This window comes from Streptosporangium heterodermiicola, assembly GCF_051390675.1.
In the GTDB taxonomy this organism is placed as follows: Bacteria; Actinomycetota; Actinomycetes; order Streptosporangiales; family Streptosporangiaceae; genus Streptosporangium.
In genome coordinates this window covers 225,633-240,770 of record NZ_JBPJSR010000007.1, presented here as the reverse complement: position 1 = coordinate 240,770, position 15,138 = coordinate 225,633, and the positions used below count along the sequence as shown (strand labels likewise).

Genomic DNA, 15,138 nt, shown 5'->3' with positions numbered 1-15,138 from the left:
CCCCCAGACGCCTGTGAAGGCTGGGGCGGATCGGACGAGAAGGGAAACGCCCCCCATGTCACGGCTCGTCGTGGTAGGACACGGACCGACATCGCACCGGCTGGTCGAGGCCCTCGTCGCCAAGGGCTTCGCGGGAAGCGTCACGGTGCTGGGGGAGGAGCCCCGGCCGGCGTACGACCGGGTGGCGCTCACCTCCTACCTGACGGGCAGGAGCGTCGAGGACCTCACCTACCCGACGCCGGACGGGGTCGTGCTGCGGCTGTCGTCCAGGGTCGTGGACATCGACAGGGAGGCGCGCGAGGTCGTCACCGCCGACGGCCACCGCGAGCCGTACGACGTGCTGGTGCTGGCCACCGGCTCCAGCCCGTTCGTGCCGCCGGTGCCGGGCAGGGAGCTGGACGGCTGCTTCGTCTACCGCACGATCGACGACCTCGACGCGATCAGGGAGGCCGCCTCGGGCGCCACGAGCGGCGTCGTGATCGGCGGCGGGCTGCTGGGGCTGGAGGCCGCCGACGCGCTGCGCGGCCTGGGCCTGGCGACGCACGTCGTGGAGATGGGCGGCTGGCTCATGCCCCGCCAGGTCGACGAGGGCGGCGGCGCCGTCCTGCGCGGCCACGTGGAGGCGCTCGGCCTGAGCGTGCACACCGAGGCGGGGGCCAGGGAGATCGTCGCGGGCCCCGACGGGCGGGTGGCGGGCCTGGTCAAGCCGGACGGCGAGACCGTCGAGGCGCAGATCGTGGTCTTCTCCGCGGGCGTGCGGCCCCGCGACGAGCTGGCCAGGCGGGCGGGGCTGGAGGTCGGCGGGCGGGGCGGGATCGCCGTGGACGACGGGATGCGCACCGGTGACCCGGCGATCTACGCGGTCGGCGAGTGCGCCCTGCACGAGGGGATGGTCTACGGGCTGGTGGGGCCGTGCCTCACGATGGCCGAGGTCGCCGCCGACCGCATCCTCGGCGGCGAGGCGGTCTTCACCCGCGCGGACCTGTCGACCAAGCTGAAACTGCTCGGCGTGGAGGTCGCCCAGTTCGGCGCGATGGAGGGCGCGCTGGACGTGACCTTCATGGACCCGGTGGGCGGCGTCTACCAGAGGCTGTTCGTCAGCGACGACGCCCGCACCCTGCTCGGCGGGATCTGCGTCGGCGACGCCACCCCGTACAACACCCTCAAGCCCTTCGTCGGCCGCGACCTGCCGGGGTCGCCGGGCGAGTTGCTGTTCACCGGCGGGCCGGTGAGCGCCGAGCTCCCCGACGACGCGCAGATCTGCTCCTGCAACAACGTCACCAAGGGCCAGGTGTGCGCGGCCATCGCCGAGCACGGCCTCACCGACGTCCCCGGCGTCAAGGCGTGCACCCGCGCGGGAACCACCTGCGGCAGCTGCGTCCCGACGCTCAAGCAGGTCCTCGTCTCCTCGGGCGTCGAGGTGTCCAAGGCCCTGTGCGAGCACTTCGCGTACAGCAGGGCGGAACTGTTCGACATCGTCCGGGTACGCGGCATCACGACGTTCTCGAACCTCATCGCCGAGCACGGCACCGGGCGCGGCTGCGACGTGTGCAAGCCCGTCGTCGCCTCGATCCTCGCCTCGCTCGGCAACGGCCACATCCTCGACGGCGAGCAGGCCGCGCTGCAGGACACCAACGACCACTTCCTGGCCAACATCCAGCGCAACGGCACCTACTCGGTGGTGCCGCGCATCCCCGGCGGGGAGATCACCCCGGACGGCCTCATCGTGATAGGCGAGGTGGCCCGCGACTTCGGCCTCTACACCAAGATCACCGGCGGGCAGCGGATCGACCTGTTCGGGGCCCGGGTCGAGCAGCTCCCGCTGATCTGGAGGCGCCTGGTGGACGCGGGCTTCGAGTCCGGGCACGCGTACGGCAAGGCATTGCGCACGGTGAAGTCCTGCGTGGGCTCGACCTGGTGCCGGTACGGCGTGCAGGACGCCGTCGGCCTCGCCATCGCGCTGGAGCTGCGCTACCGGGGCCTGCGCTCGCCGCACAAGCTGAAGTCGGCCGTCTCCGGCTGCGCCCGCGAGTGCGCCGAGGCCCGGGGCAAGGACTTCGGCGTCATCGCCACCGAGAAGGGCTGGAACCTCTACGTGGGCGGCAACGGCGGCTTCACCCCGCGCCACGCCGACCTGTTCGCCTCCGACCTGGCCACCGAGGAGCTGGTCCGCGTCATCGACCGGTTCCTGATGTTCTACGTCCGCACCGCCGACCGCCTGCAGCGCACCTCGGCCTGGCTGGAGGCCCAGGGCCTGGCCTACGTCAGGGAGGTCGTCCTGGACGACTCCCTGGGGATCTGCGCCGACCTGGAGGCCCAGATGGAGCGGCACGTGGCCGGTTACGCCGACGAGTGGCGGGCCGCGATCGACGACCCGGAGAAGCTGCGGCGGTTCGTCTCCTTCGTCAACGCCCCCGGGACCCCGGACCCGTCGATCGCCTTCGAGCCCGAGCGCGACCAGATGAGACCGGTCCTGATCCCGCTGGAGGTGGTCCGTTCCTGACCCGGACCGCCCGAACCCCGAGGACCCGAAGCGAGGAGGCCCGCACCGATGACCGCCCTGAGAGAGGACCTGGAGACGACCGCCTGGACGGCGGTCTGCTCCTACACCGACCTGCAGCCCGAGCGCGGAGCGTGCGCGCTCGTCGGCGGCAGGCAGATCGCGCTGTTCCGCGCCTTCGACGGCTCCCTGTTCGCGATCGGCAACCGCGATCCGTTCAGCGGCGCCCACGTCCTGTCCCGGGGGATCGTGGGCACCAGGGCGGGCGAGCCCGTGGTGGCCTCCCCGATGCACAAGCAGGTCTTCTCCCTCGCGACGGGGGTGTGCCTGGACGACCCCGCGGTGGCCGTGCCGACCTATCCGATCCGCGTCACCGGCGGAACGGTGGAGGTGGACCCCGGATGAGCACGGACGGGCACGGGGTGAGGCCGCGGGCGGCCGGATACCGAGGAAACATCGAGCGAGAAGTGGTGAACGACAGATGAGCATCGCCGTTCTGGACAGTCCCATCGGCTCTCCCGAGACCGCGCCCGACGCGCTGGCCGGGTTCACGATCGGGGTCACCGCCACCCGGCGGCGCGAGGAGTTCTGCGCGCTGCTGGAACGCAGGGGCGCGAGAGTGGTACGCGCCCCGGCCATCCGGCTGGTGCCCCTGGCCGAGGACGCCGACCTGCTGGCCGCGACCCGCGCCAGCCTGTCCGCCCCGGTCGACGACGTGGTGGTCACCACCGGTGTCGGCTTCCGCGGCTGGATGGCCGCCGCCGAGGGCTGGGGGCTCTCCGGCGACCTCTCCGAGCACCTGACAGCGGCCCGGCTGCTGACCCGCGGGCCCAAGGCGCGCGGCGCGGTCAGGGCGGCCGGCCTGACCGACCACTGGACCCCGCCCACGGAGTCGTGCGAGGAGGTGAAGCAGCACCTGCTCGCCCAGGACCTGCGCGGGCGCCGCATCGCCGTGCAGCTGCACGGGGAGCCGCTGACCGGTTTCGTGGCCGCGCTGCGCGAGGCGGGCGCGGAGGTCATCGAGGTGCCGGTCTACCGGTGGCTGCCCTACCGCGACGTGTCGCCGCTGCGGCGCCTGGTCAGCCAGGCGATCTCCGGCGGGGTGGACGCGGTGGCCTTCACCAGCGCCCCGGCCGTGCTGGCCATGCTCAACTCCGCCCGCGCGGACGGCCTGGAGGACGCGCTGGTCGCGGCCTTCGCCGGGCCGGTCGTCGCCGCCTGCGTGGGACCGGTCACCGCGGGCCCGCTGGAGGCGCGCGGGGTGCCCACCGTGCAGCCCGAGCGCTCCCGCCTGGGCACGCTGGCCCGTACCCTCGCCAGGCACCTGCCCGAGCACAGCGTCACCCGCCTGGTCGCGGGCGGCCACCAGCTGGAGATCCGCGGCCACGCCGTCGCGGTGGACGGCGAGCTGAAGCCGCTGCCGCCCGCGCCGATGGCGGTCCTCAAGCGCCTGGCCGACAAGCCCGGACACGTGGTGGCCCGCTCCGACCTGCGGACCGTGCTCCCCGGCGGCCCGTCGCGCGACTCGGCCGAGCACGCGGTCGAGATGGCCATCACCCGCCTGCGCCGCGCCCTCGGTCCCGCCGGGATCGTCGAGACGGTCGTCAAGCGCGGCTACCGCCTGGCCTGCGACCGGGGCGAAGGCCTGTGACGACACTGGTCCTGGCCGGGCACGGGACACGGAGCGCGAGAGGCGAGGAGACCCTGGCCGGACTGCGGGACCTGGTGCGCAGGGGCCGCCGGGGGACGCGGGTGGAGCAGGCGTTCCTGGAGATCAGCTCGCCGTCGCTGGCCGACATGCTTCCCTGCCTGCCAGGCCCCGTGGTGGTGGTCCCGCTGCTGCTGGCGGGCGGCTACCACGTCCACATCGACCTGCCCTCCGTGGTCGCCTCGGCGCGGCCGGACGCCGTGGTGGCGGCCCCGCTGGGACCGCACCCGCTGCTCACCGCCGTCCTCGCCAGGCGGCTCTCCGCCGCGGGGCTGCGGGGGGCCGACTCGGTGATCCTGGGCGCGGCGGGGTCGTCCGACCCGGCCGCGCTGGCCGACGTGCGGGCGGCGGCCCGGCTGCTGTCGGTACGGCTGTCGCGCCCGGTCACCGCGGCCTTCGCCGCGACGGGCACCCCGTCGGTCGGCGAGGCCCTGGAACGGCTGCGCTCGGGACCCGCGCCGCGGATCGCGCTCGCCTCCTACCTCCTCGCCCCCGGCTTCTTCCAGGACCGCCTGGAGGCGTCGGGAGCCGACCTGGTCGCCGCTCCCCTGGGGGTGGACGCCGACCTGGCCGCGCTGGTGTGGGCCCGGTTCGACCAGGCCCGCCTGGCGTCGATGGCGGCAGGCCTCGACCTGGGCGCCCGGCCCTCGGGGGTCAGGACACCGGCGTGACCCACCCGGTGCCGGCGGCCGGCGATCGCGGGGGGCGATCGGGGCTCGCCGGGGCTTGAGCGCTGGGGGCGCTCAGGCTCGCCGGGGCTCGATCGTGAGGGCGCTCAGGCTCACGGGGCTCGACGGCGGGGAGATCAGGCCCGCGGGGGCTCCAGTCTCAGCTCCCGGACGATCTCCTCGGCCACCTCGTCCCGCGACGGCAGGGAGTCGCCGGCGCCGAGAAGCGTCTCGTAGTAGGCGTGGCTGAAGCACCCGGCGAGCAGCAGCCGGGCGCTGGCGACCGGGACGACCTCGGGGGAGACGCGCCCCGCCCGCTGCTCGGCCGCCAGGTACGCGGTGAGCGGGACGATCTCCGACATCGGCCCGATGTCGCTGTCGCGCATCGCCTCGCGGAAGTGGACGGTGACCGAGGGGGAGGTGAAGGCGGGCAGCGCCGCCGACTGGACCTCGCAGTAGTAGTCGATGCCCGCCCGCGCGATGGGCAGCAGGTTCTCGCTCACCCGGCCCTTGCCGACCAGGTACATCAGGTCGTCGAGGATGCGCAGCCAGACCGGGAGCCGGTCCTGCAGCAGGGCGAGGAACATGTCGACGGCGTGCCCGGACGCGGTGCCTCGCGAGCGCGGGCGCGCGGCGTCGTCGGCCTCCTCGCGCTTCATGAACGCGGCCAGCTCCAGGACGCGGCGCCGCGCGTCCTGGGCGTTCCGCTGCGGGTCGGCGGGCCGCTGGGGCCGGTCGATCTGGTACGGGTCGATATAGGGAGTCGCCATGGTCGCCCTAACGTGCGCAGTCACATGGACAGATGGTCGTGACGGTGATGCGTCGTTCACCGGTGTCCGCGGGGCCGTGTCTTCCTGGCCGTGGAGTCGCCGACGTCCGATTTTCCGGCCGCCGACGTCCGGTTTTCCGCTCGGCCCGCCTCCGGAGAGGCGGGACGTGCCCGATCCGTGCCTGTCGACCCGGGCCCGACCCCAGGCTCGACCTGGATTCAACCTAGGCGAAAAAGAGCGCGCGGTGGTAACCGTACGCCGTGAGTTCAGCCGTCGGAGTCACGGTCGCGGCGGCGCAGATAGCGCTCGAACTCGGCGGCGATGGCGTCGCCGCTCGCCTCGGGCAGCTCGGCGGCGTCCTTGCGCTCCTCAAGCTCCTTGACGTACTCGGCGACCTCGCTGTCCTGGGAGGCGAGCTCGTCGACGCCGTGCTCCCAGGCCCGGGACTCCTCGGCCAGCTCGCCCAGCGGCATCGGGATGTCGAGCAGGTCCTCCATCCGGCTGAGCAGCGCCATGGTGGCCTTCGGGTTGGGCGGCTGGGCGACGTAGTGCGGCACCGAGGCCCACAGCGACACGGCGTGCAGCCCGGCGGCGCCCAGGGAGTGCTGCAGGACGCCGACGATGCCGGTCGGCCCCTCGTAGCGGCTCAGCTCCAGGTTGATCGCCCTGGCCAGGCCCTCGTCGGTCGCCGACCCCACGATCGGCACCGGGCGGGTGTGCGGCGAGTCGTTGAGCAGCGCGCCGAGCAGGACCGCCAGCTCGACCCCCAGCTCGCGGCAGACCAGCACGATCTCCTCGCAGAACGCGCGCCAGCGCATGTTGGGCTCGATGCCGCGCAGCAGCACCACGTCGCGGTCGACGCCCGGGGGCCTGGCCACCGACAGCTTGGTGGTCGGCCAGGTGATGGAGCGCGTCAGCCCCTCGCCCATCTCGACGATCGGGCGGGTCACCTGGAAGTCGTAGTATTCCTCCGGGTCGAGGGAGACCAGCGGGGTCGCCTTCCACTCCTCCTCAAGGTGCGCGATCACTCCGCTCGAGGCCTCACCCGCGTCGTTCCACCCCTCGAACGCGGCGATCATCACCGGGTCGACGAGCTCGGGCAGGCCTTCGATCTCGATCACGCGCCCCCTCCTTCTCACCTCACGTCCTATCCGGCTAAGCCTATGCGGTGAGGGGCCCTTCACGTCACCTTCCCGACATGGTGCGGGCGATCGGGACGTCGCGGCCCGCGAGCCGTCACCCGCCCGGCGGCGCCGGGCCCCGCGACCCGCCCGCCGGGCGGGGGGAGGCCGTGGTCGCCGAGGTCGTCGCCGGTGACGGGGGCGCCCGGATGGGTCCCAGTACTCTTGTTCCCATGACAAGCACTCCGTCTTTCCGCGAAGTCCTGGCCGAGCGGGTGATGGTCGCCGACGGGGCGATGGGGACGATGCTTCAGGCCCACGACGTCACCATGGACGACTTCCAGGACCATGAGGGCTGCAACGAAGTGCTCAACGTCACCCGTCCCGACATCGTCCGGGCCGTGCACGAGGCCTATTTCGAGGTGGGGGTCGACTGCGTCGAGACGAATACCTTCGGCGCCAACCTTTCAGCTCTTGGCGAATACGACATATCCGAACGTGTCTTCGAGTATTCCGAGGCCGGTGCCCGCGTCGCCCGTGAGGCCGCCGACGCCTGGTCCACCACCGACCGGCCGCGCTTCGTGCTCGGCTCCATCGGCCCCGGCACCAAGCTCCCCACCCTCGGGCACAAGCCGTACGCCGAGCTGCGCGACGCCTATTACGACAACGCCGCGGGCCTGGTGAGCGGTGGCGCCGACGCGCTGATCGTCGAGACCTCCCAGGACCTGCTCCAGGTCAAGGCGGCGGTGATCGGCGCCCGCCGGGCCATCGCCGACTCCGGCCGTGACGTGCCGGTCATCGCCCAGGTGACCATCGAGACCAACGGCGCGATGCTGCTGGGCTCGGAGATCGGCGCGGCCCTGACCGCGATCGAGCCGCTCGGCGTCGACGTGATCGGCCTCAACTGCGCGACCGGCCCCGCCGAGATGAGCGAGCACCTGCGCTACCTGGCCCGCCACGCCCGGGTCCGCCTGTCGTGCATGCCCAACGCCGGGCTTCCCGTGCTCACCTCCGACGGCGCCTACTACCCGCTGAGCCCCGGGGAGCTGGCCTCGGCGCACGAGAACTTCACCCGCGACTACGGGCTTTCCCTGGTCGGCGGCTGCTGCGGCACCACCCCCGAGCACCTGCGCCAGGTCGTCGAGCGGGTCCGGGGCAGGGAGACGGCCCCGCGCCGCCCCCGCCCCGAGGCCGGCGCCTCCTCCCTTTACCAGAGCGTCCCCTTCCGCCAGGACATCTCGTACATGGCCATCGGCGAGCGCACCAACGCCGTCGGCTCCAAGGTGTTCCGCGAGGCGATGCTCGCCCAGGACTGGGAGGAGTGCGTGGAGATCGCGCGGGGGCAGGCCCGCGACGGCGCGCACATGCTCGACCTCTGCGTCGACTACGTGGGCCGCGACGGCGTGGCCGACATGAGGGAGCTGGCGTTCCGCTTCGCCACCGCCTCCACGCTGCCGGTCGTCCTCGACTCCACCGAGCCCGCCGTCCTGGAGGCCGGGCTGCAGATGCTCGGCGGGCGCGCGGTCGTCAACTCGGTCAACTACGAGGAGGGCGACGGCCCCGAGACGCGCTTCCACAGGAACATGACCCTGGTCCGCGAGTACGGCGCCGCCGTGGTGGCCCTCACCATCGACGAGCGGGGCCAGGCCCGCACCGCCGACCTGAAGGTCCAGATCGCGGCACGCCTCGTCGAGGACCTGACGGCCAACTGGGGGATGAGGGTCGAGGACATCCTCGTCGACATGCTCACCTTCCCCATCGCCACCGGCCAGGAGGAGACCCGGCGCGACGCGCTGGAGACGATCGAGGCGATCAAGGAGATCAAGCGGCTGCACCCCGGCGTGCAGACGGTCCTGGGCCTGTCGAACGTGTCGTTCGGCCTCAACCCGGCGGCCCGCATCGTGCTCAACTCGGTCTTCCTCAACGAGTGCGTCAACGCCGGCCTCGACGCGGCGATCGCGCACGCCTCCAAGATCCTGCCGATGGCGCGCATCCCCGAGGAGCAGCGCGAGGTCGCCCTGGACATGGTCTACGACCGGCGCAGGGAGGGCTACGACCCGCTGCGGCGGTTCATGGAGCTGTTCGAGGGCGTCGACGCCGCCGCGCTCAAGGAGAGCAAGGCCGAGGAGCTCGCCGCGCTGCCGCTGTGGGAGCGGCTCAAGCGCCGCATCGTCGACGGCGAGCGCAAGGGCCTGGAGGCCGACCTCGACGAGGGCCTCGCCCGGCGCCCCGCCCTGGAGATCGTCAACGACGTGCTGCTCGACGGCATGAAGACCGTCGGCGAGCTGTTCGGCTCCGGCCAGATGCAGCTGCCGTTCGTGCTCCAGTCGGCCGAGGTGATGAAGACCTCGGTCGCCTACCTGGAGCCGCACATGGAGCGGGTCGAGGGCGAGATCAAGGGCCGCATCGTGCTCGCCACCGTCAAGGGCGACGTGCACGACATCGGCAAGAACCTGGTCGACATCATCCTCTCCAACAACGGCTACGAGGTCGTCAACCTCGGCATCAAGCAGCCGGTGTCGGTCATCCTGGAGGCCGCCGAGGAGAAGGGGGCCGACGTCATCGGCATGTCCGGGCTGCTGGTGAAGTCCACGGTCATCATGAAGGAGAACCTGGAGGAGATGAACTCCCGGGGCATCTCCGACAGGTTCCCCGTGCTGCTCGGCGGGGCCGCGCTGACCCGCGCCTATGTCGAGCAGGACCTCGCGGAGCTCTTCCAGGGCGAGGTCCGCTACGCCCGCGACGCCTTCGAGGGGCTGCGCCTGATGGATGCCTTCATGGCGGTCAAGCGCGGGGAGAGGGGCGCGAGCCTGCCGCCGCTGCGCGAGCGCCGGGTCAGGGGCGGCGCCACGCTGGTCAGGACCCCGGTGGAGGAGCTGCCCGCCCGCTCCGACGTGGCCACCGGCAACCCGGTGCCGGCCGCGCCCTTCCTCGGCGAGCGCGTCGTCAAGGGCGTGCCGCTCGCCGAGTACGCCGCGTTCCTGGACGAGCGGGCGACGTTCATGGGCCAGTGGGGCCTCAAGGCCGCGCGCGGCGGCGACGGGCCCTCGTACGAGGAGCTGGTCGAGACCGAGGGCCGTCCGCGCCTGCGGATGTGGCTGGAGCGGATGCAGACCGACGGGCTGCTGGAGGCGGCGGTCGTCTACGGCTACTTCCCGTGCGTCAGCGACGGCGACTCGCTGATCATCCTGGACGAGGGGGGGAACGAGCGCACCCGCTTCACCTTCCCGCGCCAGCGGCGCGACCGGCACCTGTGCCTGTCCGACTTCTTCAGGTCCAAGGACTCCGGCGAGGTCGACGTCGTCGCCCTCCAGGTCGCGACGATGGGCAACCGGGTCTCCGAGGCCGCGAACGAGCTGTTCGCCAAGGACGCCTACCGCGACTACCTGGAGCTGCACGGCCTGTCGGTGCAGCTGACCGAGGCCCTGGCCGAGTACTGGCACGCGCGCGTGCGCTCCGAGCTCGGCATCGGCGGCGACGAGTCCCTTGAGGACATGCTCAAGGTCGACGTCGCGGGCTGCCGTTACTCGTTCGGCTACCCCGCCTGCCCCAATCTGGAGGACCAGGTCCAGCTGATGGGGCTGCTCGATCCGGCGAGGATCGGCGTCGAGCTGTCGGAGGAGTTCCAGCTCCATCCCGAGCAGTCGACGTCCGCGCTGATCGTCCACCACCCCGAGGCCAACTACTTCAACGTATGACCGGCGTGTGACCGGTGTTCGATCGGCGTGTGACCGGCAGGGGGTTCAGCGGGAATGGAAGCGGTTCTCTTCGACATGGACGGGCTTCTCGTCGACAGCGAGAAGATCTGGTTTCAGGTCGAGACCGAGGTGATGGAACGGCTCGGCGGCGAGTGGGGGGAGGCCCACCAGGAGAATCTGGTGGGCGGCTCCATGCCCGCCACCGTGGCGTACATGCTCAAAGTCTCCGGCGGGGGCGCCACCCCGGCCGAGGTGGAGACCTGGATGCTGGAGGGCATGACCGCCAGGCTCGCGGGCGGGGTGGAGATGATGCCCGGCGCCGCCGAGCTGCTGGCGGAGGTACGCGGGCAGGGCCTGGCCACCGCGCTGGTCACCTCGTCGGTCCGGCCGATCGCCGAGGCGTGCCTGCGGAGCATCGGCGCGCACAACTTCGACCGCGTGGTCACCGGCGACGACGTCGCGAGGACCAAGCCCGACCCCGAGCCCTACCTGACGGCCGCCCGGCTGCTGGGCGTCGACCCGGCCCGCTGCGTCGCCCTGGAGGATTCACCGAATGGGGTGACGTCGGCCACCGCCGCGGGCTGCCGGGTGGTGGCGGTGCCGAGCGTGCTGCCGATCACCGCCGCGCCCGGCCGCCTCGTCGTCGGCTCGCTGCTGGAGGTCGACGTGGCGATCCTGCGCTCGCTGTCCTCGGGCGAGCTGTTCTCAGGCGAGTCGGTCTCCGGTGAGCCGTCCTCGGGCGAGCTGTCCTCCGGTGAGCGGTCTTCCGATGGGCCGTCCTCCGGTGGACTGTCCGGGGTCGGGGATCGCCCCTGATCTTTCCCGCGAACCGGCCCGTATCCCCTAAGGGGTGATCCCTCCTCAGGAAGGAGGGCCCGTCCCGGTTCGACGTGCCAGGATGGAGATCGGGTAAGCCGATACGAGGGGCGGTCCGCTATGTCGTTCGAACAGATCGCGTGGTTGCCGATCTGCGCAGGGGTCACCGGCGTGGGGCTGGTGCTGAGTGTCCTGGTGATGCGGCGCCGGGGCGCCGCGGCGGGGTTGCGCGCCGCGGCCTGGTCGCTGCTGCCCGTCGCCGCGGTCCTGACCGGCGCGCAGTCGACCCTGTGGCAGATCGGCACGGCGGTCGTCACCTTCGTCGCCAACCTGGTGCTCAACCCCACGGTGTGGGCGGGGGTGGGGGTGGCCGGGCTCTCCGCGCTGCTCTTCCTGGTCTCCGGCTTCCTGCGCGGCCGCCGCCTCAGGGCCGCCGCGTCCGGGACCTCACCGGCGGCGCCCACCGTGAGCGCCCCGGCCGCCGCGGGGCAGCGCAGGGCCGTGACTCCGGGGACCCCGGGAATCCCGGGCACCCCCGGGGCGACCGCCGTCACGCAGCCGCTGCCCAAGCGCACGCCCGCGCCCTCGCCCGTCTCCCGGGCCGCCGGATCCCGGCCCGCGGCCAAGCCGGCCGCCGACGACGACTTCTCCGATATCGAGGACATCCTGAAGCGTCGCGGGATCGGGTGACGTTGGGTAATCGCGTCGTTTCCGTGTCACGAATCCGAGACATAAGCGGAACGGCTTCCGGACATTACCTTCAAGATCAAAACGAATGAATTTCGCGTGAATCACAGTTGAGCCACATAGCGCCTCAGAGGACTGGTCAGCGCAGTTCAGCCCATAGATTCTGCGCACGGGACCACTAATAACGGCCCGTAGACTTACGGCGCGCTGCCCCGACCCGGGGGACGCGTTGACGGACAACGTCGTCTGGGATCCAGGGGGCCACTGTATGACCGCACCGCTCGACGTCCCCGGCACGGCCATGGAGGCCCAGCCGGAGGCTGTTCTCGAAGGGGTGGGCGGAAAAGCCATCGAGGGCCGGTCTCTCGGCCAGATCGCCTGGCTGCGCCTGAAGCGCGATAAGGCGGCGATTATCGGCGCTTTCGTCGTGGTCTTCCTGACGCTGATCGCGATCTTCGCGGAACGTCCCTTCGGCGGGATCATCGCGCTGTTCGGCGACTCCCCGAACATTCCCAACAACGACCTCATCGACCCCATGACGAGCGCCCCGATAGGCGCCTGGGGCGGGATCAGCCTGGAGCACCCGCTCGGCCTGGAGCCGGTCAACGGCCGCGACATCTTCGCCCGGATCCTGTCGGGCGCCCAGATCTCGCTGCTGGTCGCCTTCCTGGCCACGCTGCTGTCGGTCGTGCTCGGCTCCCTGCTGGGCGTGCTCGCCGGTTTCTTCGGCGGCTGGGTCGACACCCTCATCAGCCGGGCGATGGACATCTTCCTCGCCTTCCCCCTGCTGCTGTTCGCGATCGCCATCGTCGGCGCCGTCCCCGACCAGGCCCTCGGGCTGAAGGGCAACGGCCTGCGGATCGCGGTGATCGTGTTCATCATCGGCTTCTTCAACTGGCCGTACATCGCGCGCATCGTGCGCGGCCAGACCCTGTCGCTGCGCGAGCGCGAGTTCGTCGACGCGGCCCGCTCCCTGGGGGCGGGCAACAGCTACATCATCTTCCGCGAGATGTTCCCCAACCTCGTGGCGCCGATCCTCGTCTACGCGACCCTGCTGATCCCCACGAACATCCTGTTCGAGGCGGCTCTGTCGTTCCTCGGCGTCGGCGTGAACGAACCCCAGGCCTCCTGGGGCGGCATGCTCACCAGGGCGGTCGACTACTACCAGACCGCCCCGCACTTCATGATCGTCCCGGGCCTAGCGATCTTCATCACCGTTATGGCGTTCAACCTGTTGGGCGACGGGCTCCGGGACGCCCTCGACCCGCGAGCCCGGTAGCGAACAAGCGACCGTCCTCTATATCACCGTCACTCATGACAAGGGGTATACCACCACGATGAGGAAGATCAACGTACTGGCGCTCGCCGCGCTGGGTACCGCGCTGTCCATGGGACTGGCCGCCTGTGGCGGAACAGCCGGTGGCGGTGGCAACACGTCCTCAGGAAGCCAGGGGACCGGTGCCGCGGCATCCGCGGCCAAGTACAACGACGGCTACACCAAGGTCGTCAACGCCGCGGACACCAAGGGCGGGACCCTCAAGTTCGCCTACTCCGACGAGCCCGACTCGATGGACCCGGGCAACACGTACTACGCCTGGAACTGGAACTTCACGCGTCTGTACGCCCGCCCGCTGATGACCTACGCCGCCGAGCCCGGCGACGCCGGCCTGAAGCTGGTCCCGGACCTGGCCGAGGGCCCCGGCGAGATGGCCGCGGACGGCAAGTCCTGGACGTACAAGATCAAGAAGGGCATCAAGTACGACGACGGCACCGAGGTCAAGGCCGCGGACGTCAAGTACGCCATCGCCCGGAGCAACTTCACCGAGGAGCTCACCGACGGTCCGAAGTACTTCGCGGAGTACCTCGACGCCGGTGACTACAAGGGTCCCTACAAGGACAAGAACCTCGACGACTTCAAGGGCATCGAGACCCCCGACGACTACACCGTCGTCTTCAAGCTGAAGGCGCCGTTCGCGGAGTTCGACTTCCTGGTCGCCAACCCGCAGTCCGCCCCGGTGCCGCAGGCCAAGGACACCGGCCTCGACTACGAGAAGACCGTCGCCTCGACCGGCCCCTACAAGATCGAGAAGTACGAGATCGGCAAGCAGTTCAACCTCGTCAAGAACGAGAACTGGGACCCGGCCACCGACACCACCCGCAAGCAGCTGCCCGACCGCATCGAGGTCCAGCTGAAGCAGAACGCCGAGGACATCGACAAGCGCCTCATCAGCGGCCAGGTCCACGTCGACCTCGGCGGCACCGGCGTGCAGCCGGCGGCCCGCGCCCAGATCGTCGCGGACGCCAAGCTGAAGGACTCCACGGACAACCCCTTCACGCCGTTCAACCGCTACGCGATGATGTCGACCGCGGTGAAGCCGTTCGACAACATCGACTGCCGCAAGGCCGTGCAGTACGCCACCGACAAGACCGCCACCCAGGCTCCCTGGGGCGGCCCGCTCGGCGGCGAGATCGGCACCACCGCGATGACCCCGACCACGGTCGGCTACAAGCAGTTCGACCTGTACCCCAACGGCGCCGACCACAAGGGCGACCTGAACAAGGCCAAGGAGCACCTGGCGGCCTGCGGCCAGCCGAACGGCTTCGAGACCAGCATCGCGGTCCGCGGTGACCGCACCAAGGAGGTCCAGGTCGCCGAGGCGCTCCAGGCCTCCCTCGACCGGGTCGGCATCAAGGCCACCATCAAGAAGTACCCCTCGGGTGACTGGAGCGCGCAGTACGCCGGCAAGCCGGAGTTCGTGCACGCCAACAACCTGGGCATCATGATCGCCGGCTGGGGTTCCGACTGGCCGTCCGGCTTCGGCTTCCTGTCGCAGATCGTCGACGGTCGCTTCATCAAGGACTCCGGCAACTACAACATGATGGAGCTCAACGACAAGTCGGTGAACGACCTGCTCGACAAGGGCATCCAGACCACCGACGCCGCTGCCCGCAACGAGATCTGGGCCCAGGTCGACCAGAAGGTCATGGAGTCTGCCGCCTTCATGTCCTTCGTCTACGAGAAGACCCTCATCTTCCGTCCGTCGACCCTGACCAACGTGTACGTGCACCCCGCCTACGGCATGTACGACTACACGTGGCTCGGCGTCCAGCAGTAGCCCTCTAGTTAGCCAAAGGCAGGTGAAGGCCTGACAGTGCCCGGGAGCGACCCT

Annotated in this window: 11 protein-coding genes; 9 read left to right on the top strand and 2 right to left on the bottom strand. The window is 71.0% G+C overall.

Annotated elements, in window-relative coordinates:
- Nucleotides 1-55 precede the first annotated feature (55 nt).
- The 4 genes from nirB (at nt 56) to ACSC1Q_RS17740 (ending at nt 4,879) form a co-directional block, all read left to right on the top strand.
- The gene (nirB, locus tag ACSC1Q_RS17755) at nt 56-2,503 is read left to right on the top strand and encodes a nitrite reductase large subunit NirB (RefSeq protein ID WP_436759809.1); all 2,448 of its coding nucleotides are present in this window, start codon (nt 56-58) and stop codon (nt 2,501-2,503) included.
- A gap of 48 nt (nt 2,504-2,551) precedes the next feature.
- Nucleotides 2,552-2,905: a nitrite reductase small subunit NirD gene (gene nirD / locus ACSC1Q_RS17750; RefSeq protein ID WP_436759808.1), complete on the top strand. Its 354-nt coding sequence runs from the start codon at nt 2,552-2,554 to the stop codon at nt 2,903-2,905.
- Nucleotides 2,906-2,981: 76 nt separating this feature from the next.
- Nucleotides 2,982-4,151: a uroporphyrinogen-III synthase gene (locus ACSC1Q_RS17745; RefSeq protein ID WP_436759807.1), complete on the top strand. Its 1,170-nt coding sequence runs from the start codon at nt 2,982-2,984 to the stop codon at nt 4,149-4,151.
- Entirely contained in the window at nt 4,148-4,879 is a 732-nt protein-coding gene (locus ACSC1Q_RS17740) for a sirohydrochlorin chelatase (protein WP_436759806.1), read from the top strand. The genes ACSC1Q_RS17745 and ACSC1Q_RS17740 overlap by 4 nt, the downstream gene beginning before the upstream one ends.
- 134 nt (nt 4,880-5,013) lie before the next feature.
- On the opposite strand, the gene ACSC1Q_RS17735 is transcribed toward ACSC1Q_RS17740, so the two are convergent.
- Both ACSC1Q_RS17735 and ACSC1Q_RS17730 read right to left on the bottom strand, forming a co-directional pair.
- Nucleotides 5,014-5,646 carry a hypothetical protein gene (locus ACSC1Q_RS17735; RefSeq protein WP_436759805.1) on the bottom strand — a complete coding sequence of 211 codons (633 nt, stop codon included), beginning with the start codon at nt 5,644-5,646 and terminating at the stop codon, nt 5,014-5,016.
- A gap of 266 nt (nt 5,647-5,912) precedes the next feature.
- Entirely contained in the window at nt 5,913-6,767 is an 855-nt protein-coding gene (locus ACSC1Q_RS17730) for a PAC2 family protein (protein ID WP_350967829.1), read from the bottom strand.
- 233 nt (nt 6,768-7,000) lie between these two features.
- Here ACSC1Q_RS17730 and metH point away from each other — a divergent pair, with 233 nt between their 5' ends.
- From metH to ACSC1Q_RS17705, 5 genes are all read left to right on the top strand, one after another.
- A complete protein-coding gene (metH, locus tag ACSC1Q_RS17725; protein ID WP_436759944.1) occupies nt 7,001-10,465 on the top strand; it encodes a methionine synthase in 3,465 nt (1,154 codons plus the stop codon).
- 54 nt (nt 10,466-10,519) lie between these two features.
- Nucleotides 10,520-11,281: an HAD family hydrolase gene (locus ACSC1Q_RS17720; protein WP_436759804.1), complete on the top strand. Its 762-nt coding sequence runs from the start codon at nt 10,520-10,522 to the stop codon at nt 11,279-11,281.
- A gap of 120 nt (nt 11,282-11,401) precedes the next feature.
- Entirely contained in the window at nt 11,402-11,971 is a 570-nt protein-coding gene (locus tag ACSC1Q_RS17715) for a cellulose synthase (RefSeq protein WP_436759803.1), read from the top strand.
- Between the two features lie 265 nt (nt 11,972-12,236).
- A complete protein-coding gene (locus tag ACSC1Q_RS17710) occupies nt 12,237-13,247 on the top strand; it encodes an ABC transporter permease (RefSeq protein WP_436759802.1) in 1,011 nt (336 codons plus the stop codon).
- A 58-nt stretch (nt 13,248-13,305) separates the two neighbouring features.
- Nucleotides 13,306-15,084, top strand: coding sequence for an ABC transporter substrate-binding protein (locus ACSC1Q_RS17705; protein ID WP_436759801.1), 1,779 nt, complete (start codon nt 13,306-13,308; stop codon nt 15,082-15,084).
- The last annotated feature ends 54 nt before the right edge of the window (nt 15,085-15,138 follow it).

Coding starts and splice junctions, on each gene's coding strand:
- nirB (WP_436759809.1), top strand. CDS start 56: ATGTCACGGCTCGTCGTGGTAGGACACGGACCGACATCGCACCGGCTG.
- nirD (WP_436759808.1), top strand. CDS start 2,552: ATGACCGCCCTGAGAGAGGACCTGGAGACGACCGCCTGGACGGCGGTC.
- ACSC1Q_RS17745 (WP_436759807.1), top strand. CDS start 2,982: ATGAGCATCGCCGTTCTGGACAGTCCCATCGGCTCTCCCGAGACCGCG.
- ACSC1Q_RS17735 (WP_436759805.1), bottom strand. CDS start 5,646: ATGGCGACTCCCTATATCGACCCGTACCAGATCGACCGGCCCCAGCGG.
- metH (WP_436759944.1), top strand. CDS start 7,001: ATGACAAGCACTCCGTCTTTCCGCGAAGTCCTGGCCGAGCGGGTGATG.
- ACSC1Q_RS17720 (WP_436759804.1), top strand. CDS start 10,520: ATGGAAGCGGTTCTCTTCGACATGGACGGGCTTCTCGTCGACAGCGAG.
- ACSC1Q_RS17715 (WP_436759803.1), top strand. CDS start 11,402: ATGTCGTTCGAACAGATCGCGTGGTTGCCGATCTGCGCAGGGGTCACC.
- ACSC1Q_RS17710 (WP_436759802.1), top strand. CDS start 12,237: ATGACCGCACCGCTCGACGTCCCCGGCACGGCCATGGAGGCCCAGCCG.
- ACSC1Q_RS17705 (WP_436759801.1), top strand. CDS start 13,306: ATGAGGAAGATCAACGTACTGGCGCTCGCCGCGCTGGGTACCGCGCTG.